The sequence below is a fragment of the Allobosea sp. Root670 genome (genome assembly GCF_001429415.1).
GTDB classification, from domain to species: domain Bacteria; phylum Pseudomonadota; class Alphaproteobacteria; order Rhizobiales; family Beijerinckiaceae; genus Allobosea; species Allobosea robiniae.
This window is the reverse complement of record NZ_LMJU01000012.1, coordinates 50,133-72,439: the sequence shown is the minus strand read 5'-3', so window position 1 is coordinate 72,439 and position 22,307 is coordinate 50,133. Positions and strand designations below refer to the sequence as shown.

At 67.6% G+C, this 22,307-nt stretch carries 18 protein-coding genes; 3 read left to right on the top strand and 15 right to left on the bottom strand.

Annotated features, from left to right (window positions below; translation table 11 throughout):
- Nucleotides 1–313 precede the first annotated feature (313 nt).
- Nucleotides 314–1,135 carry an AidB family quorum-quenching N-acyl homoserine lactonase gene (gene aidB, locus ASE61_RS10220; protein ID WP_061966788.1) on the top strand — a complete coding sequence of 274 codons (822 nt, stop codon included), beginning with the start codon at nt 314–316 and terminating at the stop codon, nt 1,133–1,135.
- A gap of 5 nt (nt 1,136–1,140) precedes the next feature.
- Here the strand turns inward: aidB and recN are convergent, their stop codons facing one another.
- The 11 genes from recN to ASE61_RS10165 form a co-directional block, all read right to left on the bottom strand.
- Complete coding sequence (gene recN / locus ASE61_RS10215; protein WP_061966787.1) at nt 1,141–2,823, bottom strand: DNA repair protein RecN; 1,683 nt, start codon at nt 2,821–2,823, stop codon at nt 1,141–1,143.
- 71 nt (nt 2,824–2,894) lie between these two features.
- On the bottom strand, nt 2,895–3,788 hold the full coding sequence (locus ASE61_RS10210; protein WP_061967239.1) for an outer membrane protein assembly factor BamD: 894 nt from the start codon (nt 3,786–3,788) through the stop codon (nt 2,895–2,897).
- 303 nt (nt 3,789–4,091) lie between these two features.
- The gene (gene lpxC / locus ASE61_RS10205) at nt 4,092–5,039 is read right to left on the bottom strand and encodes a UDP-3-O-acyl-N-acetylglucosamine deacetylase (protein ID WP_061966786.1); all 948 of its coding nucleotides are present in this window, start codon (nt 5,037–5,039) and stop codon (nt 4,092–4,094) included.
- 313 nt (nt 5,040–5,352) lie between these two features.
- Nucleotides 5,353–7,059, bottom strand: a complete 1,707-nt coding sequence (ftsZ, locus tag ASE61_RS10200; RefSeq protein WP_061966785.1) for a cell division protein FtsZ — start codon at nt 7,057–7,059, stop codon at nt 5,353–5,355.
- Nucleotides 7,060–7,155: 96 nt separating this feature from the next.
- On the bottom strand, nt 7,156–8,451 hold the full coding sequence (ftsA, locus tag ASE61_RS10195; protein ID WP_061966784.1) for a cell division protein FtsA: 1,296 nt from the start codon (nt 8,449–8,451) through the stop codon (nt 7,156–7,158).
- Nucleotides 8,452–8,483: 32 nt separating this feature from the next.
- The gene (locus tag ASE61_RS10190) at nt 8,484–9,425 is read right to left on the bottom strand and encodes a cell division protein FtsQ/DivIB (protein WP_244492789.1); all 942 of its coding nucleotides are present in this window, start codon (nt 9,423–9,425) and stop codon (nt 8,484–8,486) included.
- Between the two features lie 26 nt (nt 9,426–9,451).
- A complete protein-coding gene (locus ASE61_RS10185; protein WP_061966782.1) occupies nt 9,452–10,366 on the bottom strand; it encodes a D-alanine--D-alanine ligase in 915 nt (304 codons plus the stop codon).
- A gap of 97 nt (nt 10,367–10,463) precedes the next feature.
- A complete protein-coding gene (murB, locus tag ASE61_RS10180; protein ID WP_061966781.1) occupies nt 10,464–11,390 on the bottom strand; it encodes a UDP-N-acetylmuramate dehydrogenase in 927 nt (308 codons plus the stop codon).
- A 94-nt stretch (nt 11,391–11,484) separates the two neighbouring features.
- Nucleotides 11,485–12,891 (bottom strand): UDP-N-acetylmuramate--L-alanine ligase, encoded by a 1,407-nt coding sequence (murC, locus tag ASE61_RS10175; RefSeq protein WP_061966780.1) that lies wholly within the window; start codon nt 12,889–12,891, stop codon nt 11,485–11,487.
- A gap of 15 nt (nt 12,892–12,906) precedes the next feature.
- Entirely contained in the window at nt 12,907–14,010 is a 1,104-nt protein-coding gene (gene murG, locus ASE61_RS10170; protein WP_061966779.1) for an undecaprenyldiphospho-muramoylpentapeptide beta-N-acetylglucosaminyltransferase, read from the bottom strand.
- Between the two features lie 4 nt (nt 14,011–14,014).
- A complete protein-coding gene (locus ASE61_RS10165) occupies nt 14,015–15,139 on the bottom strand; it encodes an FtsW/RodA/SpoVE family cell cycle protein (protein ID WP_061966778.1) in 1,125 nt (374 codons plus the stop codon).
- Nucleotides 15,140–15,443: 304 nt separating this feature from the next.
- On the opposite strand from ASE61_RS10165, the gene ASE61_RS10160 reads away from it, so the two are divergent.
- Nucleotides 15,444–15,923, top strand: a complete 480-nt coding sequence (locus ASE61_RS10160) for a VOC family protein (RefSeq protein ID WP_061966777.1) — start codon at nt 15,444–15,446, stop codon at nt 15,921–15,923.
- Nucleotides 15,924–16,049: 126 nt separating this feature from the next.
- The gene (locus ASE61_RS10155; RefSeq protein ID WP_061966776.1) at nt 16,050–16,865 is read left to right on the top strand and encodes a methyltransferase domain-containing protein; all 816 of its coding nucleotides are present in this window, start codon (nt 16,050–16,052) and stop codon (nt 16,863–16,865) included.
- A gap of 15 nt (nt 16,866–16,880) precedes the next feature.
- Here ASE61_RS10155 and murD read toward each other — a convergent pair whose 3' ends face one another.
- The 4 genes from murD to ASE61_RS10135 are packed head-to-tail and all read right to left on the bottom strand — an operon-like array spanning nt 16,881 to nt 22,301.
- Nucleotides 16,881–18,320, bottom strand: a complete 1,440-nt coding sequence (murD, locus tag ASE61_RS10150) for a UDP-N-acetylmuramoyl-L-alanine--D-glutamate ligase (protein ID WP_061966775.1) — start codon at nt 18,318–18,320, stop codon at nt 16,881–16,883.
- Nucleotide 18,321: 1 nt separating this feature from the next.
- On the bottom strand, nt 18,322–19,404 hold the full coding sequence (gene mraY, locus ASE61_RS10145) for a phospho-N-acetylmuramoyl-pentapeptide-transferase (RefSeq protein ID WP_061966774.1): 1,083 nt from the start codon (nt 19,402–19,404) through the stop codon (nt 18,322–18,324).
- 21 nt (nt 19,405–19,425) lie between these two features.
- Nucleotides 19,426–20,850: a UDP-N-acetylmuramoylalanyl-D-glutamyl-2,6-diaminopimelate--D-alanyl-D-alanine ligase gene (locus ASE61_RS10140; protein ID WP_061966773.1), complete on the bottom strand. Its 1,425-nt coding sequence runs from the start codon at nt 20,848–20,850 to the stop codon at nt 19,426–19,428.
- On the bottom strand, nt 20,847–22,301 hold the full coding sequence (locus tag ASE61_RS10135; RefSeq protein WP_061967237.1) for a UDP-N-acetylmuramoyl-L-alanyl-D-glutamate--2,6-diaminopimelate ligase: 1,455 nt from the start codon (nt 22,299–22,301) through the stop codon (nt 20,847–20,849). Before ASE61_RS10135 ends, ASE61_RS10140 begins: the two co-directional genes overlap by 4 nt.
- Between the last annotated feature and the right edge of the window lie 6 nt (nt 22,302–22,307).

Here is a 22,307-nt window from a genome sequence, read left to right as displayed (position 1 = left end):
AAGCGTGGCGATGGGTTCAGGCGGCACTAGAGCATCGGACCGAAAAGCGGGGTTCACTTTCCGGAAAATCCGATGCCAAAACAAATAGTTAAATCGCCCCCCAGAGCGTCCGAAAGGACTCATGGCGATCTAACGGGCAGCTGCACCATCGGATGACAGCGGCTCATAAAGCAAAGTGATACAAAAGGAAATGCGGCATTCCCGCGCCCGGCGCAGGGCTGAGCCGGGCCGGACGCGCCTTGCCGGCGAGGTCCGGCGCCCACTAGCTTCCGGACCTCGCCGACCCCGTGCGACGCCGAAGCGGAGAATAGCCATGGTCCAGCAGTCCCGCCGCATCGGCGCCTTCGATGTCTCGATCCTGCATGACGGCGTCTTCGAGGCGCCGCTCGACGTCCTGATCCATGCGGATGGGGAGGTGGCCCGCAATGAGGCCGTCGCGCGCTGGGGCAAACCGAAGGTCAGCATTATCGTGAACTGCTTCGCGCTGAAGGGAGCGGACGGGATCACCCTCGTCGATGCCGGCACCGGCCCCTCCTGGGGCAAAGCGATGGGCCATGCCCCGGCTGCAATGGAGGCTGCAGGCATCGCGCCCGAAGACGTCGCCCGTGTTCTGATCACGCATCTCCATGGCGACCACGCACTCGGCCTGTTCGACGGCGACAAGCCCTTCTTCCCGAATGCCGAGATCATCGTGCCCGAGGCCGATTTCGGCTTCTATGGTGACGAGGCCAATCGCGCTCGGACGCCGGAAAAGAAGCAGGGCGCCTTCGCCATCGCCGCGACTTTGAAGAAGCATTATGCCGGCCGCATCCGTTCGGTTCCGGCGGGCGAGGCGCAGGCCGGCATCACGTTGATCCCCCTGCCCGGCCACACCTACGGCCATAGCGGCTACCTGATAGAGGGTGATGGCGAGAGCCTGCTGCTCTGGGGCGATGCGCTGCATCTCTCCGATCTCCAGGCTTCAGACCCGGCTATCGGCTTCGTCTATGATTTCGACGCCGCGACCGCGGTGGCTTCGCGCCGCGGTATCCTGGAACGCGCCGCGCACGAGAACTGGCTCGTCTCGGGTGGCCATGTCGAGGGGTTCAGGAGGGTGGTCAGGAAGGGCACGGGCTACGAATTGCAGCCGGCCTGACAGCCTCAGCCGCGCAGGCCAGCCGCCTGCAGCAGGCGCCCGGCCGCCGCGCGCGCTTCCTCGGTGATCGAGGCGCCGGCCAGCATCCGTGCGATCTCCTCACGCCGCGCCTGGTCTTCCAGCGCCGTGACCCGCGTCACCGTGCGTGAGGCCTCGCCCTCCTCCGCCGATTTGGCGATCAGGAAATGCTGCCCGGCCTTGGCCGCGACCTGCGGCGCATGCGTGACCGAGATCACCTGCACCTGACCGGCCAATCGCGCCAGCCGCTCGCCAATCGCATCGGCGACCGCACCGCCGACACCGGTGTCGATCTCGTCGAAGACGAGCGTCGGGGCGGAACCGCGCTCGGCCAGCACCACCTTGAGAGCCAGCATGAAGCGCGAGAGCTCGCCCCCGGAGGCGACTTTCATCATCGGCCCCGGCCGCGTGCCGGGATTGGTCTCGACCCAGAATTCGACCTTGTCGAAACCCTCGGGCCCGCGCGCGTTCGCGTCGCTTTCGATCCGGGTGATGAAACGCGCCCGCTCCAGCTTGAGCGGCGGCAATTCGGCCTTCACGGCCGTATCCAGCCGTGCCGCAGCCGCCTGGCGGGCCTCGGACAGGGCCTGCGCCTGCCCGACGAAGGCCGCCTCGGCCTCCGTCAGCTCCGCTTCGAGCCGCGAGAGCGAGGTCTCGCTTTCATCGAGCGCGGCAAGGTCGCTCGCCATCGTCGCCGCCAGGATGGACAGGCCATCGACCGGCACATCGTATTTGCGGCCGGCGGCCCTGAGCGCGAACAACCGCTCCTCGGTGCGTTCCTGCTCGCGCGGATCGTATTCGGCGGCACGCGTCGCGGCGGCGAGCGCCTCGCCGGCCTCTTCCAAAGCGACGATCGCGGTGTTGAGCGCCGCGATCGAGGGGTCGACCAGCTCCGGTGCCTGGCTCGCACGGCGCTCTAGCCGGCGCAGCACGGCGGCGAGCGTCGGCACGGCGGAGGATTGTCCGCCGACCGCCTCATAGGCCTCGTTGAGATCGCGCGCGACCTTCTCCGCCTGCATCATCGCCTGACGGGAGGCGGCGAGCGCCTCCTCCTCGCCCGCTTGCGGTGCGAGCTTGCCGAGCTCCTCGACGGCATGGCGCAGGAAATCCGCTTCCTTGCGTGCCGCCTCGACGCGCAAGCGCTGCGACTGCAGGGCCTGCCGCGCCCGTTTCAGCGCCTCGCTCGCCCCGGCGACCGCTTCGGCCTGCGCCTCCAGCGCGCCGAAACCGTCGAGAATCGTGCGGTGCTGCGCCGGGTCGGTCAGGGCGCGGTCGTCATGCTGGCCATGGATCTCGACGATGGCGGTGCCCACCATCCGCAGGATTTGCACCGAGACCGGCTGGTCGTTGATGAAGGCGCGGGTGCGCCCGTCGGCATATTGCACGCGGCGCAGGATGAGATCGCCGTCGGTGTCGATCTCCTGCGCCTGGGCGAGCTTGCGGGCCGGATGCGTCATCGGCAGGTCGAAGACGGCGCTGACCTGCCCCTGGGCCTCGCCATGGCGCACGAGCGAGCCATCACCGCGCCCGCCGAGCGCCAGTGCGAAGCCGTCGAGCAGGATCGACTTGCCGGCGCCGGTCTCACCGGTCAGGACGCTCAGCCCCTCATGGAAGCCGAGGTCGAGCCTGTCGATCAGGACGATGTCGCGAATCGAGAGCTGCGCCAGCATCGACGCTCAACCCATCCTTCGGAGCCGGCAGGATCGCCCGTGGCTCGTCATGCAAGGGGCGCCCTCGCTCGTCAGAGGCGGTTCAGTCCGACCAGGCCGCCGACCGTGCGCGAGAAGCCCTGGAAGGCGCGGCTGATATAGGAACCACGATCCTCACGCGGCTCCAGGCCGCCGCTCTGCAGCAGGGCGTAGGAGTCCTTGTACCACTGGCTGTCGGGGAAGTTGTGCCCGAGGACGGCCGCCGCCGTCTGCGCCTCGTTGGTGATGCCCATCGCCATATAGACCTCGGTCAGGCGCATCAGCGCCTCCTCGACATGGCGCGTGGTCTGGTACTTGATGATGACTTCGCGGAAACGGTTCACCGCGCCGGTATAGTTGCGCTTCTCCAGATAATAGCGCCCGACATTCATCTCCTTGCCGGCGAGCTGGTCCCGCGCCACCAGGAGCTTTTCCCTGGCGTCGAGAACGTATTCCGACTTCGGATAGGTGGCGATGAGCTGCTCCAGCGCCTGGATCGCCTGGGCCGTCCGCTCCTGATCGCGGGTCGCGTCCGGGATCTGGTTGTAATAGGACATCGCCAGGATGTACTGCGCGTAGGCGGCGTCGGGGCTCGCCGGGTTCTGGGCGATGAAGCGCTTCGAGGCGGTGATCGCCTCCTCCCACTTCGAGGCCTGGAAATTGGTATAGGCCGTCATCAGCAGGCCCTTGCGGGCATAGGGCGAGAACGGCGCGGTCTTGTCGATGTCCTCGAACTTCTTCGAGGCGCCCTCGCTGTCGCCGTTCTGCAGGCGGGCCAGGCCTTCGTTGTAGAGCTTGTCGGCCGGCGTCGGCGGCGTCAGGTCCGGCTTGTAGACCTCGGGCTTGTCGAAGGGATTGAGCGAGGACAGGGTATCGCAGCCGCCGAGCAGCATGGCGGCACCCAGCGCAAGGGCGATGCCCCTGCGTGGCGAAAGACCGCGATGGATTGCCGGAAGGCTTTGCCGCGTCACGCTCACGTCGTCCGTCCTCTTTCGATCGTCCCTCGAGCATCGGATTGTCCCGAAAAGTGGAAACCACTTTTCGGGACAATCCGATGCTGAAACCAAGAACCGGATCGCCACATCGCGTCTGGTAGGACGCGTGGCGATCCAACTTCCGGGAAGCATGCCTTACCTCAGACGCTTCCCCCGCGCCACTGCCGAAAACCGGTTATGACGTGATTCCGCGTCGCTGCGGCATCTGGGACAGAAAACAGGCGAATGGAAGGCGAAGCCGCGTTTCGCCGTGCTTCAGTGCAAATCCGGCGCGAAGGCGGCCGGAGCAGCCGCAGCCATCTGCACGGCGCGCGGCGTCGCGAAGACCGGCTGGGATTCGACGATCGCGAAATTCGCGCGGTCGGCGAAAAGCGCCTCGAGGATGCGGACATTCATCCGGTGGCCACCGCAATAGGAGCGGAACTCGCCGATGATCGGATAGCCGGCCAGCGCGAGGTCGCCGATCGCGTCGAGCACCTTGTGGCGCACGAACTCGTCGCCGTAGCGCAGCCCCTCGGGGTTGATAACCTTGTCGTCGCCGACCGCGACGGTGTTCTCGAGCGAAGCGCCCTGAGCGAAGCCCGCCTTCCAGAGCTGCTCGACATCACGCATGAAACCGAAGGTACGGGCCTTCGAAATCTCGCTGGCATAGGCCTGCGCATCGAGATCGAAGATCTTGCGCTGGCGGCCGATCACGACGCTGTCGAAATCGATCTCGACATCGAGGCGGAAGCCGTGCTCGGCCGGGGCCAGTTCGGCGAAGGCGCGGCCCTGCTCGATGCGGACCGGCTGGAGGACCTTGAGGTAGCGGCGCGGCGCGGTGAGCGTCGTCATGCCGGTCGCCTCGATGGCAACCACGAATTCGCGGGCGCTGCCGTCCATGATCGGCATTTCCGGCCCGTCGATCTCGACGAGCACGTTGTCGAGGCCGAGGCCGGCGCAGGCCGACATCAGGTGCTCGATCGTCGAGACCGAGGCCGGGCCGCGGTCGCCGATCACGGTGCAGAGCTCCGTGGCACTGACCTTGGTATGCTTGGCGTGAATGAGCTGGGGCGGCATGCCCTCGATGCCCGTCCGCAGGAAGACGACGCCGGTATTGGCGCTGGACGGCTTCAGGCAGATGCTGGCGGGGGCTCCGGAATGAACGCCGATCCCGGTCAGGGTCACGGCTGCCCGCAAGGTCGTCTGCCGATCGAAGGTCATACCGTTATCCAATCCTGATCGCGAAGGCCGCGGTCACCTGCAGATGCAGGGATCGTCCAGCCGGCGATGTCTTCAAGGCCAGGCCGGAATGGTCCCGACGAGGCCGTTGTCCCGATGCGGCCGCAACATAAGCTTTTGAGGCCGCCTCTCAAAATCACGCTTTCTTTCGCTGTGTTACAGCGGGGAAGCGATCACGGACGGACTATAACAAGCTGAAAGATAACGATTTTTTAACACGCCAAAACCCGCCGCGGAATACCGCGGCGGGTTGTGTTGCAAAGCCGTGAGAGGGCGCTGGCGGGCGCCTTCCGACTCAGTTCGCCTGGCGGCGGAGGAAGGCCGGGATCTCGAGATGATCTTCCTCGCTGGAGCGAGTCGGGGCAGCACGGCCATGCGGGTCGAGCTGGCCCTGCGCCGGGCGCGAGGCCGGCTGCTGCTGCACCGGGCGGCGCATGTACTCGGCATGGGCAGCGCTCGGCGCCGGGGCCTGCGGCATCGGCGGGGCGACCGGAGCCTGGGCCTGGCGCACCGGCGCCTGCTGCGGCTCGGTCATCTCATCGTCCTTGCGGCCGCCGAAGCCGACCGAGGCGAGGCGCTGCATCAGCGACATCCGCTTCTGCTCGACGGCGCTGGGCGGCTGCGGCGCGGGCTGGACGCCGCGATGCGCATTGAGCTGGGCCTGGCCGGGGGCCGGCAGGTCCTCGACGCGGGGCATGCGGGTCGGGCGGACGACGGCCCGCTCCGGCATCGGCGGGATGAAGCTCTCGTCGAAATTCAGGCTCGGCTCGGCATGCTGGACGGGTTCCGGCGCCGGAGCCGCCAACACCGGACGCGGCTGCACCGGCTCGATGCGGATGTCCTGCGCGGCATGGGCGACCGGAGCAGGCTCCGGCAGCGGGGCGACGCGGGCCGTCTCGATCGCGGGCACGGGCGGCGCGACCGGGCGAGCAGCGGCAACAGCGGCGTTGCTGCGCAGGCGGGCTTCGGCCTTCAGGCGCTCCGCCACCTGGGCGATGCGCGCCTCGGTGTCGTCGTTCTCGGCCTGGGACGAGATCGGCTTGTCGATGCCGGTGGCGACGACGGAGACGCGCACGGTGCCTTCGAGCGATTCGTCGAAGGTGGCGCCGACGATGATGTTGGCCTCGGAATCGACCTCCTCGCGGATGCGGGTGGCGGCCTCGTCGACCTCATAGAGCTTCATGTCGCGCCCGCCGGTGATCGAGATCAGCAGGCCGCGCGCACCCTTCATCGAGACATCGTCGAGCAGCGGGTTGTTGATCGCGGCCTGGGCCGCGGTCAGTGCACGCTTCTCGCCCTGCGCCTCGCCGGTACCCATCATCGCCTTGCCCATGCCGCGCATCACGGCGCGCACGTCGGCGAAGTCGAGATTGATCAGGCCCGGGCGGACCATCAGGTCGGTGATGCAGGCGACGCCCGAATAGAGCACCTGGTCGGCCATGCCGAAGGCGTCGGCGAAGCCGGTGGTCTCGTTGGCGACGCGGAACAGGTTCTGGTTCGGGATGACGATCAGGGTATCGACCGCCTCGTTCAGCTCGCCGATGCCGGCCTCCGCCATGCGCATGCGGCGCTGGCCTTCGAACTGGAACGGCTTGGTGACGACGCCGACGGTGAGGATGCCCATGTCGCGGGCGACGCGAGCGATCGCGGGGGCCGCGCCGGTGCCGGTGCCGCCGCCCATGCCGGCGGTGATGAACACCATATGGGCGCCCGCCAGATGGTCACGGATCTCGTCGATGACCTCTTCGGCCGCCGCACGGCCGACTTCCGGCTGCGAGCCGGCGCCGAGACCTTCGGTGACCTGCAGGCCCATCTGGACGATGCGGGAGGCGCGCGACAGGGCGAGAGCCTGCGCATCGGTGTTGGCGACGACGAAGTCGACGCCGTCGAGGCCGGCCTCGATCATGTTGTTGACCGCATTGCCGCCGGCACCGCCGACGCCGAACACCGTGATCCGGGGCTTCAGTTCCCGGATGTCCGGGGCTTGCAGATTCATCGCCATGGTTGCCTCTTTTGATCCCTTGTCCGGCGCCTGGCGGGAGCCGTCCCGATTGCTACGTTTGACGCCGCGGCCCGCCCTCTGGGCGAGCCGTACTCACTAGAAACTGTCCTTCAGCCACCGCCCGACACGCGAGAAGTAGCCGTCCGTCCCGGTTGCGAAGTAACGCGCACCGGCAGCACGCGGCTCGAAATGCTCGACATGGGCGACCTGCGGATAGACCAGCAGGCCGACCGCCGCCGCGAAGGCCGGGCCCTTGCCCGCTTCCGGCAAACCCTTGATCCCGAGCGGACGGCCGGTACGGACCTGACCGCCGAGGATGCGCCGCGCCACTTCCGGCAGGCCGGTCAGCTGGCAGGCGCCGCCGGTGAGGACGACACGTCGCCCGGCCTGAGCCGAGAAGCCGGCATTGTTCAGACGGTCGCGCACCAGTTCGAGGATCTCCTCGACGCGCGGCTTGATGATCCGGACCAGATGCGACTTGGCGAGATGGTTCGGCATGTCGCGTTCGTCGTCATCGACCTGCGGCACCGAGATCATGTCGCGCTCGTCGGAAGCGCTGGCGATGCAGGAACCGTGCAGCGTCTTGAGTCGCTCGGCCGCCGAGACGCGGGTCGAGAGGCCGCGCGCCACGTCCATGGTGATGTGGTTGCCGCCGACGGCGATCGCGTCGGCATGGACGAGATGCCCGCCCGAGAACACGCCGAGCGAGGTCGAGCCGCCGCCGAGATCGACGAGGACGACGCCCATCTCCGATTCGTCGTCGACGAGGACCGAGAGGCCGGACGCATAGGGGGTCGCGACCACAGCCTCGACTTCGAGATGGCAGCGCTCGACCGCGAGCATGACGTTGCGCGCCGCCGCCGCTTCGCTGGCGACGACATGCATGTCGACCGAAAGCTTGCCGCCGATCAGCCCGCGCGGATCGAGCACGCCCGGCACGCCGTCCAGCGCATAGCCGGTCGGCAGGGCATGGAGCACGGCCTTGCCGGGGCGCAGGGCATGGGTCGCGGCAGTCGCCAGCACGCGCTTCACATCGGCGTCGCCGACGGAGCCGGAGCGCAGGTCGACGCTGGCGGCGTAGTGCTGCGAGCCGATGCGCCCGCCGGTCAGGTTGACGATGACCGACTGGACCTCGACCTTGGCCATGCGCTCGGCTGCGTCCACGGCAGCGCGGATCGCGCGCTCGGCGCTTTCGAGATCGACGATCGCGCCGCCCTTCAGGCCGAGCGAGCGCTGATGGCCGATGCCGATGATGCGGGCGACATGGGTGCGCCCACGCAGCCGCTCGTTGGTCTCGGCCGGGCTGAGCTCGGCGATCAGGCAGACGACCTTGCTGGTGCCGATATCGAGGATCGACAAGGTCGCGCTCTTGCGCGACGAGAGCGGACGCATTCGCGGGGTCAGACCCTGGGAGGTGACGTGGTTCACGCCTCGCCTCTCTTCTTCCTGGACTTGCTCTTGAGCTGGTCGGCGCGGGCCGCGGCCGCCTCTTCCGAGAGCCGCATCGTCACCCGATCGGGCTGGCGCAGGTCGATGGCGAGCACGTCCTTCTCGAGGATGCGATAATCGCTCTCCAGGGAGACGAGGCGCTGCACCGCGGCTTCCGGCTTGGTCTCGGGCAAGCGCACATCCATGCCGTTGTCGAGTTTCAGGTTCCAGCGACGCCCGGAGACCAGGGTCGCGGCGCGGATATGCTGGGCGAAGGCGCCGGCCTGGTTGCGGATCGCCAGATATTCGGCGGCCCGGTTATTGGCGTCCTTGCCGACGACCAGCGGCAGATAGGCGAAGCGGCCGTCATCCATCTTGTCGATCACCGTGCCGTCGGCTGCAATCACGAAGCGCTCGCCCTTCACCTGCCAGAGCGCATAGGGCTCGCGCTCGGTGAGCTGGATCGAGACCTCGCCCGGATAAAGCTTGCGAACGGCGGCCTCGCGAATCAGCGGCGTGGCTTCCAGCTGCTTGCGGGCCTCGTCGGCGTCGAAGAACACCAGGGAGGTCTTCGAGTCGATGCCGGCCGCGACCAGGACCTCCTGCTCGGACAGTCCCGAGAGGCCGGAGATGGTGACGCGGTCGATGCCGAAGCCGAGCGCCCGCGCGATCATGTGGCGCGGCTCGCCGTAATTGTCCTGCATGGTCTGCCAGTGGCCGCCGAGCACGAAGCCCGTGCCGAGGCTGAGCGTCAGGAAGCCGAGCGCCAGCCAGGTGCCGAGGCTCGCCGGCAAGCGCTGGGCGAGTGGCACCGCGATGGCGCTGCGGCGCGAGCGGCGCATCCAGCGGCCCTGGCGCTGCTCACCCACCAGAAGCTGGGGGGCGGCGTGCGCGACCGGGAGCCGGGAGAGCGGCCGGGCAGGCGCGAATCGGGGCATGGCAACGGTCTTCGCCGACATCGCTTTCACCGATCGAGGGAGGCGTCCTCCACCATCCATTTGACGAGCTCACCGAAATCCAGGCCCGCATGGGCAGCCAACTCGGGCACCAGGCTGGTCTCGGTCATCCCGGGCTGCGTATTGACCTCCAGCCAGACGAGCGTGTCGCTCTCGTCGTGGTAGCGGAAGTCAGATCGGCTGACGCCCCGGCATCCGATTGCTTGATGCGCCGTTAACGCACACTCTTCGATCTGCTGGTAAATTTTCGGTAAAATTTGAGCCGGACAGATGTGGATCGAGCCGCCTTTCGCGTACTTCGCGTCGTAGTCGTAAAACTCACCGGTTGCGGCTTGTATTTCGGTCACACCGAGGCTCCGGTCGCCCATCACGGCGCAGGTCAGTTCGCGCCCGGCGATGAAGGTTTCAGCCAGCAGCATCTCGCCGCAAGGCCAGTCCGGCCGGGCGATTTCCTGGGGTGGGTGCTCCCTGCCCTTCTTCACGATCACGACGCCGACGGAGGAGCCCTCGTCGATCGGCTTGAGCACGTAGGGCGGCGGCAGCACATGCGTCCTGGCAGCCGCGAATCGCGAGACGTTGACGCCGTGGGCGACCGGCACGCCGGCCGCCTTCACCACCGTCTTCGCCCGGTCCTTGCGGATCGCCAGCGCCGAGGCCAGCACGCCGGAATGGCTATAGGGAATGCGCAGGATTTCGAGCACGCCCTGGATCGTGCCGTCCTCGCCGAAGCGGCCATGCAGGGCGTTGAAAGCGACATCGGGCTTGAGCTTCGCCAGCACCTCGGCGACGTCGCGCTGGACGTCGACGCGAGTGACACGGTAGCCGACGCTCTCCAGCGCCCGCGCGCAAGCCGCGCCGCTGTTGAGGCTGACCTCCCGCTCGACGGACCAACCGCCCATCAGCACTGCAACATGTTTGGTCATCGACGCTTCGCTCCTGCGATGCGTCCAACCTCGTTAAACTTGGTTAACGGGGAGTTAACCGACTTGCAGTGCCCCTGCCCTTTTCAAAGCCCGGCAGCTACGCCGCAACGCCGAGCCGCTTGATCTCCCACTGGAGCTCGAAGCCCGAATTGTCCTTGACCCGGCGGCGGACCTCCTCGCCGAGCCCTTCGACATCGGCTGCTGTCGCGCCGCCGGTGTTGATCAGGAAGTTGCAGTGCATCTCCGAGACCTGCGCGCCGCCGACCCGCAGGCCGCGGCAGCCGGCCGCGTCGATCAGCTGCCAGGCCTTGCCGCCCTCGGGGTTCTTGAAGGTCGAGCCACCGGTGCGCTCCTTGATCGGCTGCGCCGCCTCGCGCGCCTGCGTCACCCGGTCCATCTCGGCCTGGATCAGAGCCTGGTCGCCTGGCCGGCCCTGGAACAGGGCGGAAGTGAAGATGATGTCGCGGGTCGAGGCCGCGCTGTTGCGATAGGTGAAGCCCATCTCGGCATGGGAGAGCGTCACGATCTCGCCCTTGCGGGTGACGCCGCGCGCGGAGACCAGCACATCGGTGGTCTCGCCGCCATGGGCACCTGCATTCATCCGCAGCGCCCCGCCGATCGAGCCGGGGATGCCGCGATAGAAGGCAAGCCCGTCAAGCGAGGCATCGCCCGCAGCGCGCGCGACCTTGACGTCCGGCACGGCCGTGCCGGCGCGCAGACGGTCGCCGCTTTCCAGCGCGATCTCGCCGAAGGCCTTGCCACCGAGCCTGACCACGACGCCCGGAATGCCGCCATCACGCACGATCAGGTTGGAGCCGAGCCCGATCACCGTGACCGGAACGTCCTCCGGCAGCTTCGAGAGCAGATAGGCGAGATCCTCGTCATCGGCCGGCGTGAACAGGATCTGCGCCGGGCCGCCGACGCGAAACCAGGTCAGGCCCGAAAGCTCCTGATTGGCGAGAAGCCGGCCCCTGAGATCGGGAGCCGAGGCGCGGATATCGGAAGAGAGGTCTGCGAAGGGCATGGCGTCGCTTTAGAACATGATGGTCCGGGACGGAACAGCCCGTCATGCGCGGGTCAGGCCCGAGCATGACGGCGCAATTGCGGCGTGCCGTGCCTCACCCCTTCAGCGCAGCCAGTTCCCCCGGCAGCGCATAGGCCCATTGGGTGATGTTGCCGGCGCCCAAGCAGACGACATAGTCGCCCGGCCCGGCCAGCTCCGCGACCATGCCGGCGAGCTTGTCGGACGCTTCCAGCGGCAGCGCATGGCGATGGCCGCGCGCCTTGATCCCGGCGACGAGCGAATCACGGTCGGCACCCGCGATCGGCGCTTCGCCGGCCGCGTAGGTGTCGGCCACGATCACCGTGTCGGCATCGTTGAAGCAAGCGGCGAAATCGTCGAACAGGCTCGACAAGCGGGTGTAGCGATGCGGCTGGACGATCGCGATCACCTTGCTCCTGGTCGAGGCCCGCGCGGCCTTGAGCACAGCGGCGATCTCGACTGGATGGTGCCCGTAATCGTCGAAGATCAGCGCGCCATTCCATTCGCCGGTCTTGGTGAAACGGCGCTTGACGCCGCCGAAGCCGGCGAGCGCCTCGCGGATGCGGGGCACCGGAATGCCGAGGTCATAGGCGACCGCGATCGCGGCCGTCGCGTTCAGCGCGTTGTGATGGCCCGGCATCGGCATGACGAGATCGCGGATCACCTCGTCACGGCCGGTCTTGCGGTCACGGATCAGCAGCGTGAATTGGGCCTGCCCGCCCGAGAGATCGATGTCGATCAGGCGGAAGTCGGCCTGCGGGTTCTCGCCATAGGTGACGACGCGGCGGTCAGTGATCTGGCCGACGAGCCCCTGCACCGTCGGGTGGTCGATGCACATCACCGCAAAGCCGTAGAAGGGCAGGTTCTCGACGAAGGAGCGGAAGGCCGCCTTGATCGCGTCGAAAGTGCCGAAATGGTCGAGATGCTCGGGATCGATATTGGTGACGATCGCGACGTCCGCCGGCAGCTTCAGGAAGGTGCCGTCCGATTCGTCGGCCTCGACCACCATCCAGTCGCTCTCGCCCATGCGGGCATTGGTGCCGTAGGCGTTGATGATGCCGCCATTGATCACGGTCGGGTCGAGCCCGCCCTTCTCCAGGAGCGTCGCGACGAGCGAGGTCGTGGTCGTCTTGCCATGGGTGCCGGCGATGGCGACGCAGCTCTTCAGGCGCATCAGCTCGGCCAGCATCTCCGCCCGGCGCACCACGGGCAGGCGCTGCTCACGGGCGGCCAGCAATTCGGGATTGTCCCGCTTGATCGCGGTCGAGACCACGACGACCTCGGCTTCGCCGATGTTTTCCGCCTTGTGCCCGACGAAGGTGGTGATGCCCTTGTCGGCGAGGCGCTTGACGTTGGCCCCGTCGGAAGCGTCCGAGCCCTGCACCTTGTAGCCGAGATTGTGCAAGACCTCGGCGATGCCGGACATGCCGATGCCGCCGATGCCGACGAAATGGATGGAGCCGAGCTTCGGCGGCAGCTTCATGGGTCGTGAATCCTGTCAGTGCGGGAGGTTGGCCGTGGCGATCACGAGATCGGCCAGGCGGTCGGCGGCATCGGGGATGCCGGCGCTCTTCGCGTTTGCGGCCATCGTCGTCAAGTGGGCGGGCTGCGCGATAAGCTTCGACAATTCGGCGGCAAGATGGCGCGGCGTGAAGTCCGGCTGGAGGATGCGGACAGCTCCGCCCACGCCTTCGAGGAAGGCCGCGTTGGCCGCCTGGTCCTGATCGAGCGAGCCCGGCAGCGGCACCAGCAGGGCCGGGCGGCCGATCACGGTGAGTTCCGCCACGGTCGAGGCGCCGGAGCGGGCGATGACGAGCTGCGACGCCGCCATCTGCACCGGCAGGTCCTTGAAGAAGGGCGCGATCGTCGCCTTGACGCCGAGCTTCTCGTAGATCCCGCGCACGCGCTCGTCGTCCTCAGGCCTCGCCTGCTGGGCGATGGTCAGGCGCGCCCGCTCGGCATCGGTGAGGAGCTGGATCGCCGGCGGCACGATATCGGCCATGATGCGCGCGCCCTGGCTGCCACCGAAGACCAGGAGCCTGATCCTGCCTTCGCCCGGCTGGTCATAATCGTGGCCGGCCGCCGCGATCACCGCGGGGCGCACGGGGTTGCCGACATGGCGGCACTTGGCCTGCTGCGCCTCCGAGAGCCCGCCGACCTCCGCGAAGCCGGTCGCGATCACGTCGGCACGGCCGGCGAGGAAGCGATTGGCCCGGCCGATCACGGCGTTCTGCTCGTGGATCAGGGTGCGCACCCCGGCCAGCGAGGCGCCCAGCACCGGCGGCACCGTCGGATAGCCGCCGAAGCCGACGACGACGGCCGGCCTGACTTGCTTGATGATCCCGCGCGCCGCGAAAGTGCCCTTGGCGATATTGAACAGCGCCGCCGCCTTCTGCAATGGCGAGCGGCCGGACGGCGTCGCCGCCGGCACGGCATGCACCGCCTCGGCCGGAAAGCTCCCGGCGTATTCGGCGGCGCGCGTATCGGTCATCAGCACCACGCGCATGCCCTTGGCATGCAACGCGTGGCTCAATGCCTCGGCCGGGAAGAGATGGCCGCCGGTTCCCCCGGCCGCCAGCATGACGAGCGTGTCCGTCGCCATCGGATCAGCGCCCGAATTCGACCGAGCGCGGCCGCCGCCGGGTCAATGCCAGCAGGAAGCCCGTCCCGACCGCGAGCGAGAGCAGCGAGGAGCCACCATAGGAGATGAAGGGCAGCGTCATGCCCTTGGCCGGCATCATGTGCAGGTTGACCATCATGTTGATCGCCGCCTGGATGCCGAAGAGCAGGGCAAGGCCGGTGACGGCGAGGCGGATGAACGGGTCCTCCGCCTTCTGCGCCACGAACAGCGCGCGGATCACGATCACCGCGAAGAGCGCCACCAGCAGCATGCAGACGACGATGCCGAATTCCTCGGCCGTGACCGCGAAGATGAAGTCGGTATGGGCGTCGGGCAGGATGCGCTTCACCGTCCCCTCGCCCGGTCCCTTCCCGAGCCAGCCGCCCTGCGCGAAGCTCTCCAGCGCCGTGTCGACCTGGAACGAGTCGCCCGAGCCCTTGTCCATGAAGCGCTCGATGCGGGCGCGGACATGCGGCACCAGCTCATAGGCGACGAAGATGCCGGCGGCGCCGACGCCGCCGAGGCCGATCACCCAGAACCAGTGCAGGCCCGCGACGAAGAACAGCCCGCACCAGACCAGGCTGACCAGCATGGTCTGGCCGAAATCCGGCTGCAGGACGAGCGGCACGATGGTGAAAGGCAGCAGGAGCAGCGCCAGGATGGTGCCCGGCAGGTCGGGCCGGCGCGTGCCCTCGGCGAAGGCCCAGGCCGCCATCACGACGAAAGCGGGCTTGAGGAACTCGGATGGCTGGACCGAGCCCAGCGGCCCGAGCGTCAGCCAGCGTTTCGCGCCCTTCACCTCGACGCCGAAATAAAGCGTCGCCACCACCATGACGAGCGAGCCAAGGTAGATCAGCAGCGCAGCGCGGCGCACCTGGCGCGGCGTCATCAGCGACACCCCGAGAAAGATGGCCATCGCGACGACGAGGTAGGCGGCCTGCCGGTTGACGAAATGGAAGGTCGAGAGCCCGAGCCGCTCCGCCACCGGCGGCCCGCCTGCCATCAGCAGCACGACGCCCGAGACCATCAGGGCGACGAGTGCGGTCAGGATGAGGCGGTCGATCGACCACCACCAGCGGCCGCTGAGAGAAGGTTCCGCGCGCGAGACCATGACGGGCATCCCATCGACAAATTCGGCGCGGCTGAGGCCGCGCTTGCGTGACGAATCACTCTGTCAATGAATGGTTAACCGATTGATTCCGATGCGCGGGATCGACGAGCTCAGCGCATCACGATCCACAGCGGCGCGCCGCGTTTTACAGCCTCTTCGACGCAGGCTCGCCCATTTCGATCAGCCGCGCGCCTCAAATCGGTCTCACGCGGCCGGTCAGATGCAAAGGCCGCTCCTGACACGCATTGTCGTCCCATGGGAGGAGTTGCACCCTGCACCAGTTTCGACAGCGAAAGGACTGATCATGGCCATCGCCAAGAACACGATCTGCCTGTGGTACGACAAGGACGCCGAGGCCGCCGCCCGCTTTTATGCCGAGACCTTTCCGGACAGCGCCGTGAAGGAGGTCTTCCGCGCCCCCACCGACTTCCCCTCCGGCAAGGCCGGCGACGCGCTGACCGTCACCTTCACGGTCCTCGGCATTCCCTGCCTGGGCATCAATGGCGGGCCGATGTTCAAGCACAGCGAGGCCTTCTCCTTCCAGATCGCCACCGAGGACCAGGCGGAAACCGATCGCTACTGGAACGCCATCGTCGGCAATGGCGGCCAGGAGAGCGAATGCGGCTGGTGCAAGGACAAATGGGGCCTGTCCTGGCAGATCACCCCGCGCGTCCTGAGCGAAGCGCTCGCCGTCGGTGGCGAGGAGGCCAAGCGCGCCTTCGCCGCGATGATGACGATGCAGAAGATCGACGTCGCAAAGATCGAGGCCGCCCGGCGCGGCTGAAGCGATCTCCTGGAGCGGCTTTCGAGCCCATCGAACGCGGCCTCGCCCCGGCGAGAAGCGAGGTCATGAAACCATAACGGTCAGCCGGGTCGGAAACGGCCCCCGGCGGACCAGAATGGAGGCGTGATGACGAAACCGGACATCTATCTGCTTGGGCGGGCCGAGGCCGAAGTCGATCGGCTCAAACGTCAGATCCTGAATCTCGCACCCGACTCCCGGGCACAGCTCGATCGGATCGGCATAAAGCGCGGGGAGCACGTCGTCGATCTCGGTTGCGGCCCCGGAGGTGTCCTGCATCTGCTGGCAGAGCATGTCGGCCCGACGGGTTCGGTCCTCGGCATCGACCGCGGCAGCCATTTTGTCGAGTTGGCGCGCCATTTCATCGCCGATCGCGGATTGCCCCAGGTCGAACTGCGCGAGGGCGATGCCTACGAGACCGGCCTGCCGCGAGCGTCCTTCGACGGCGCCCATATGCGGCTGCTGCTGGTCAATGTGCCAGAGCCCGAGCGGATCGTACGCGAATTGGTCTCCCTCGTGCGGCCCGGCGGCTGGGTCGCGAACTTCGAGGCCGATTATCTTCCGCACTGCCTCGATCCGCCCCTGCCGGCCTGGAGCCGCCTGATCGAGGCTTACGCGGCCTATGCGCGGGCACAGGGGATCGATCTGTCGGTCGGCCGGAAGATCCATCGGCTGTTCCGGGATGCAGGCGTGATCGATATCGAGGTCGACGCCATTCTCCACGTCTTTCCCGCCGGCCATGAACGCCGCTGGTTCCCGCGCGGTCTCATCGACAACATCCGTGACAAGCTCGTCGATGGAGGCTTCATCGCGCGGGCCGATCTCGACAAGGAGATGGCGGCGCTGGAGAGCCACCTGTCCGATCCTGCCGTGCAGGTGACGTCCAACCTGTTCTTCCGGCTCACGGGCCGCGTGCCGGAATGACGGAAGCGCCGCGACCTATCGCGGCTTCGTCTTGCCGAACGGCTCGAAGCCCGGCAGGTCTGTCACCAGCTTGCGGAAGGCATCGCCCCGGACCTCGAAATTCGGGAACTGGTCGAAGGAGGCGCAGGCCGGCGAGAGCAGCACCGCGATCTCGCCCTCGCCTGTCGCTGCCAGCGCGTCGCGCGCGGCATCGGCCACGGCCTTGTCGAGCGTGACGCTGCGCTCGTAGCCGACGCGTCCGTCATCGTCGAAGGTCGCGGCGAAGAGATCGCTCGCCGCCCCGATCAGGTAGGCGCGGGCGATGTTCGGGAAATAGCGGCGAAGCGACTCGATGCCACCGTCCTTGGCCTTGCCCCCGAGTATCCAGAAGATGCCGTGGAAGGAGGTCAGCGCCTTTTCGGTCGAGTCCGCATTGGTCGCCTTGGAATCGTTGATGAAGACGACGCGGCCGATCCGGCCGAGCTCCTCCATGCGATGCGCCAGCCCCGGATAGGTCCTGAAGCCCTCGGCGATCTCTTCCGCGCTCAGGCCCAATGCCGAGCAGGCGGCGAAGGCCGCCGCCGCATTTTGCGCGTTATGCGAGCCGCGCAACGAACCAATGCCCGCGAGATTGGCGACGACGCGCGGCTTGCCGTCCTTCACCTCGACGATGCGCGTGTCCAGCCGCCCCTGATTGGCGGTGACCCCGGCGAAGACGCCCTCGTCCAGCGGCTGCTCGCCGCTGATCTTGACCAGCGGGCGGCCGCCGGCAGCGCGGCGGCGCGCCATCTGCTTCGAGGCCTCGTCATCGACGCCGACCACCGCGATATCGGCAGCGGCGACGAGGCGTTCCTTGATGCCTGCATAGTTCTCCAGCGAGCCGTGCCGGTCGAGATGGTCCGGCGTCAGGTTCATCTGGATGCCGACGCTGGGCGCAAGCGAGGGCGCGAGGTCGATCTGGTAGCTCGAGCACTCGATGACATGGATGCGGTTCGCGGCCGGGGGCTCCAGTGCCAGCACGGCGGTGCCGATATTACCGCCCATCTGCACGTCGCGGCCGGCCGCCCCGAGCACATGCGCGATCAGCGCCGTCGTGGTCGACTTGCCGTTGGTGCCGGTGATGCAGACGACCGGCGAGCCCGGCGCCACCGTCGCCCGCTCAAGGAAGAACAATTCGACATCGCCGATGATCGGGACGCCGGCAGCCTTGGCCTTGCCGACGGTCCAGTGCGGCTCGGGATGGGTCAGCGGCACGCCGGGCGAGAGCACGAAAGCCGCGAAGCCCGACCAGTCGGCATTCGCCAGATCGACGACGGCGATGCCCTCGGCAGCCGCCTTCTCCCGGCTCTTCTCGTTGTCGTCCCAGGCCGCGACCTCGGCACCGCCCGCCTTGAGCGCGCGTGCCGTGGCGAGCCCGGAGCCGCCGAGCCCGAACAGGGCGACCTTGCGCCCCGAAAAGACGGAAACCGGAGTCATCTCAGCGCAGCTTCAGCGTGGCGAGGCCGACCAGCGCCAGCACGACCGAGATGATCCAGAACCGGATCACCACCTGCGGTTCGGTCCAGCCCAGCTTCTCGAAATGGTGGTGGATCGGCGCCATCAGGAAGACGCGTTTGCCGGTGCGCTTGAACACGAAGACCTGGATGATCACCGAGAGCGCCTCGACGACGAAGAGACCGCCGACGATCGCCAGCACGATCTCGTGCTTGGTCGCGACCGCGATGGTGCCGAGTAGGCCGCCGAGACCGAGCGAGCCGGTATCGCCCATGAAGATCTGGGCCGGCGGTGCGTTGAACCAGAGGAAACCGAGGCCGGCGCCGATCACCGCGCCGCAGATCACGGCGAGTTCGCCCGCGCCGGGAATATGGTGGATCTGCAGGTAGTTGGCGAAGATCGCGTTGCCGACGAGATAGGAGATGAAGCCGAAGGTACCGGCCGCGATCATGACGGGCACGATGGCGAGCCCGTCGAGCCCGTCGGTCAGGTTCACCGAGTTGCCGGCGCCGACCACGACGAAGGACGCGACCAGCGGGAACAGGATGCCGAGCGGGATGATCGCTTCCTTGAGGAAGGGCATCGCGAAGCCCGAGCCGATCGCCGGCGGCTGCGTCTGCATGACGAAGTAGCAGGCGACGAGCGCGACCACGACCTCGATCGAGATGCGCGCCTTGCCCGAGAAGCCCTTGTGCGACTGCTTGGTGACCTTGAGGAAATCGTCATAGAAGCCGATCGCGCCGTAGGCTGCGGTGACGCCGAGCACGATCCAGACATAGGGGTTGCGCAGATTGCCCCAGAGCAGCACCGCGACGAACACCCCCGTCAGGATCATCAACCCGCCCATGGTCGGCGTGCCGCGCTTGGCAAGATGCGATTCCGGGCCGTCCGTGCGGATCGGCTGGCCCTTGCCCTGCTTGATCCGGAGCCAGGATATGGCCGAGGGGCCGAAAAAGAACAGGAAGAGCAGCGCCGTCGCCGTCGCCCCGCCTGCGCGGAAGGTGATGTAGCGGAAGACGTTCAGCACCGGGAAGGTGCCGGACAGTTCGGCGAGCAGGGCGAACATGCTTCTGGGCTCTCTTGCAGGTCAGTCTTCGGCAGGCACGGCAGGAAAGCGCGCGAGGATCGCCTTGACGATCGGACCCATGCGCGTGCCCAGCGATCCCTTGACCGTGACAGTGTCGCCGCCGCGGATCGCATCGAGCACGAGCGGCTCCAGGTCGCTCGCCGTCGCGGCATAAGCCCCCCGCATGGCGGAAGGCAAGCTCTCGTGGAGCCCTTTCATCAGCGGGCCGCAGGTGAAGACCTTGTCGATCCCGTTCGAGACCAGCGGTTCGGCGAGCCCCCGATGCAGCTCCGGGCCGGTCGGCCCGAGTTCCAGCATGTCGCCGAGCACGGCGATGCGCCGGCCGCGCCCCTCGACCGGCAGGCGGCCGAGATTCTCGATTGCGGCCCGCATCGAGGCGGGGTTGCCGTTATAGCTCTCGTCGAGCAGCGTGACCCTGCCGCCCGGCGCCTGCAGCACCTGGCGTGCGCCGCGTCCAGCCGGCGGCTTGAGGTCGCCGAGGGCCAGCGCGGCCAGCGCGAGATCGGCGCCGAGCGCATGGACGGCCGCGAGCACGGCGAGCGAATTCAGCACGATATGCTTGCCCGGACTGCCGAGCCGATAGGTCACGGGCTCGCCGAGGACGCGGGCCTCGACCACCGACATGTCCGGCTTCAGCGCACAGGAGATGAGCTTTACATCGGCATCCGGGCTTTCCCCGAAGGTGACGATCCGCCCGGCCGGACCGGATCTGGCGATGTCGCGCAGCAGCTCGGATTGCGGGATGTCGGCATTGACGATCGCCGTGCCGCCTTCTTCAAGTTCCCAGTAGACCCCGGCCTTCTCCTCGGCGATCCCTTCGAGCGAGGCGAAGGCGGCCAGATGCACCGGCTGGATCGTGGTGACGATGGCAACCTGCGGGCGCACCATCCGCGCCAGCGGCACGATCTCGCCGGGGCTGTTCATGCCGATCTCGTAGACGCCATACGCGATATCGGCGGGGGTACGGCAGAGCGTCAGCGGCACGCCCCAGTGATTGTTGTAGGACGCGACGGGCGCATGGGTCTTGCCCTGGCGCGAGAGCACGAGGCGCAGCGCCTCCTTGGTCCCGGTCTTGCCGACCGAGCCGGTGACCGCGACGATTCCCGCCTTGAGTTCGGCACGCCTCGCAGTGCCGGCATGTTCCATCGCCTTCAGCACGTCCGGCACAACGGCGAGCGCGCCTGCGCCCTCGAACTCAGCCGCGTGCGCCTCGTCGACCACAGCGAGCGCCGCGCCCTTGTCGAGCGCACCTCTGACGAAATCATGCCCGTCGCGGGCCTCGCCGGTGATCGCGAAGAAAACGTCACCGGGCTCCAGCGTGCGGGTATCGATCGAAGCACCGGTCACGACCGGCGGCACGGCGCCCTCGGGCCGCGCGTGCAGCGCAGCGATCAGCTTGTCTCCGGTCCAGAGCGGGGCGCTCATCCTTGAAACTCCGATAGCGCTTTCCGGACCACGTCGTGATCGGAGAAGGGCAGCGTGCGGTCGCCTATGATCTGGCCGGATTCATGGCCTTTTCCCGCCACGACCAGCAAATCCCCGGCTTTAAGCATCTTCACCGCGGCACGGATGGCATCCTCGCGGTCGCCGATCTCCTGGAGCCTCGGCGATGCCGCCATGATCTCGGCCCGGATCGTCGCCGGGTCCTCGCTGCGCGGATTGTCGTCCGTGACGATGGCGATATCGGCCTTCTCGGCCGCGATCGCGCCCATCAGCGGGCGCTTGCCCTTGTCGCGATCGCCGCCGCAGCCGAAGACGCAGATCAGGCGGCCGGTCGCATAGGGCCTGAGCGTGGTCAGCACCGCGGCGAGCGCATCGGGCTTATGGGCGTAATCGACGACAACGAGCCCGCCATTGGCCTCACCGATGCGTTCAAGCCGCCCGGCAACACCGATGAGCCCGGATATAGCCTTCAACGACGCAGCCTTGTCCTCGCCGGTCGCGATGGCGAGGCCGGCCGCGACCAGCGCATTGCCGGCCATGAAATCGCCGACCAGCGGCAAGGCGACGGAGAGCTCCTGCCCGTCAAAACCGACCGTCAGGCGCTGCGAGAAGCCGTCGCGCTCGTTGCGCAGCAGCGTCAACGTCTCGCCCTTGCGGCCAATGCCGATGATCGGGTGGCCGGCCATGGCCGCAGCCTCGGCTGCCGCGTCCGCATAAGGCTCGTCGCGGTTGATCACCACCGGCGCGCCGTCCGGCAGCAGCTCCCAGAGCCGGAGCTTCGCGGCTAGGTATTCCTCGACACTCGGATGATAATCGAGATGGTCGCGCCCGAGATTGAGGAAGGCGCCGGCGCTCAATCGCACACCGTCGAGGCGGCGCTGGTCGAGCCCATGCGAGGACGCTTCCATGGCGAGATGCGTGATGCCCTCGCCCGCGAGCCTGTCGAACGAAGCGTGCAGCGAGAGCGGGTCCGGCGTCGTCAGCGAGCCGTAATCGGCGCCCTTGCTCGTGACCACGCCGATGGTACCGACGCTCGCCGCCTCATGGCCGAGCGCCTGGAAGATCTGGCGGGTGAAATCCGCCACCGAGGATTTGCCGCTGGTGCCGGTCACCGCGACGATCGTCCGGGGCTGGCGCGGGTGGATATTCGCCGCAGCAAGCGCCAGCGCGAGGCGCGGGTCCTCCACCTGTGCGAAGGCGACGCCGGCCGGCAGGTCGGCCGGCCGCGGCCCACCCGAGACCACCGCGACGGCGCCGTGCCCGACAGCATCCATGATGAAGCGGGCGCCATCCGCCTTGGCGCCAGCGAGTGCGACGAAGACGTCGTCCCCCGTCACCTTGCGGCTGTCGAAGGCAACGCCATGCACCTGCTGGCTGGCGGCCTCAGTCTCGAACATCTCGGGGAACAGGTCTCCGAGGCGGTATCCGGTCATCGTCAT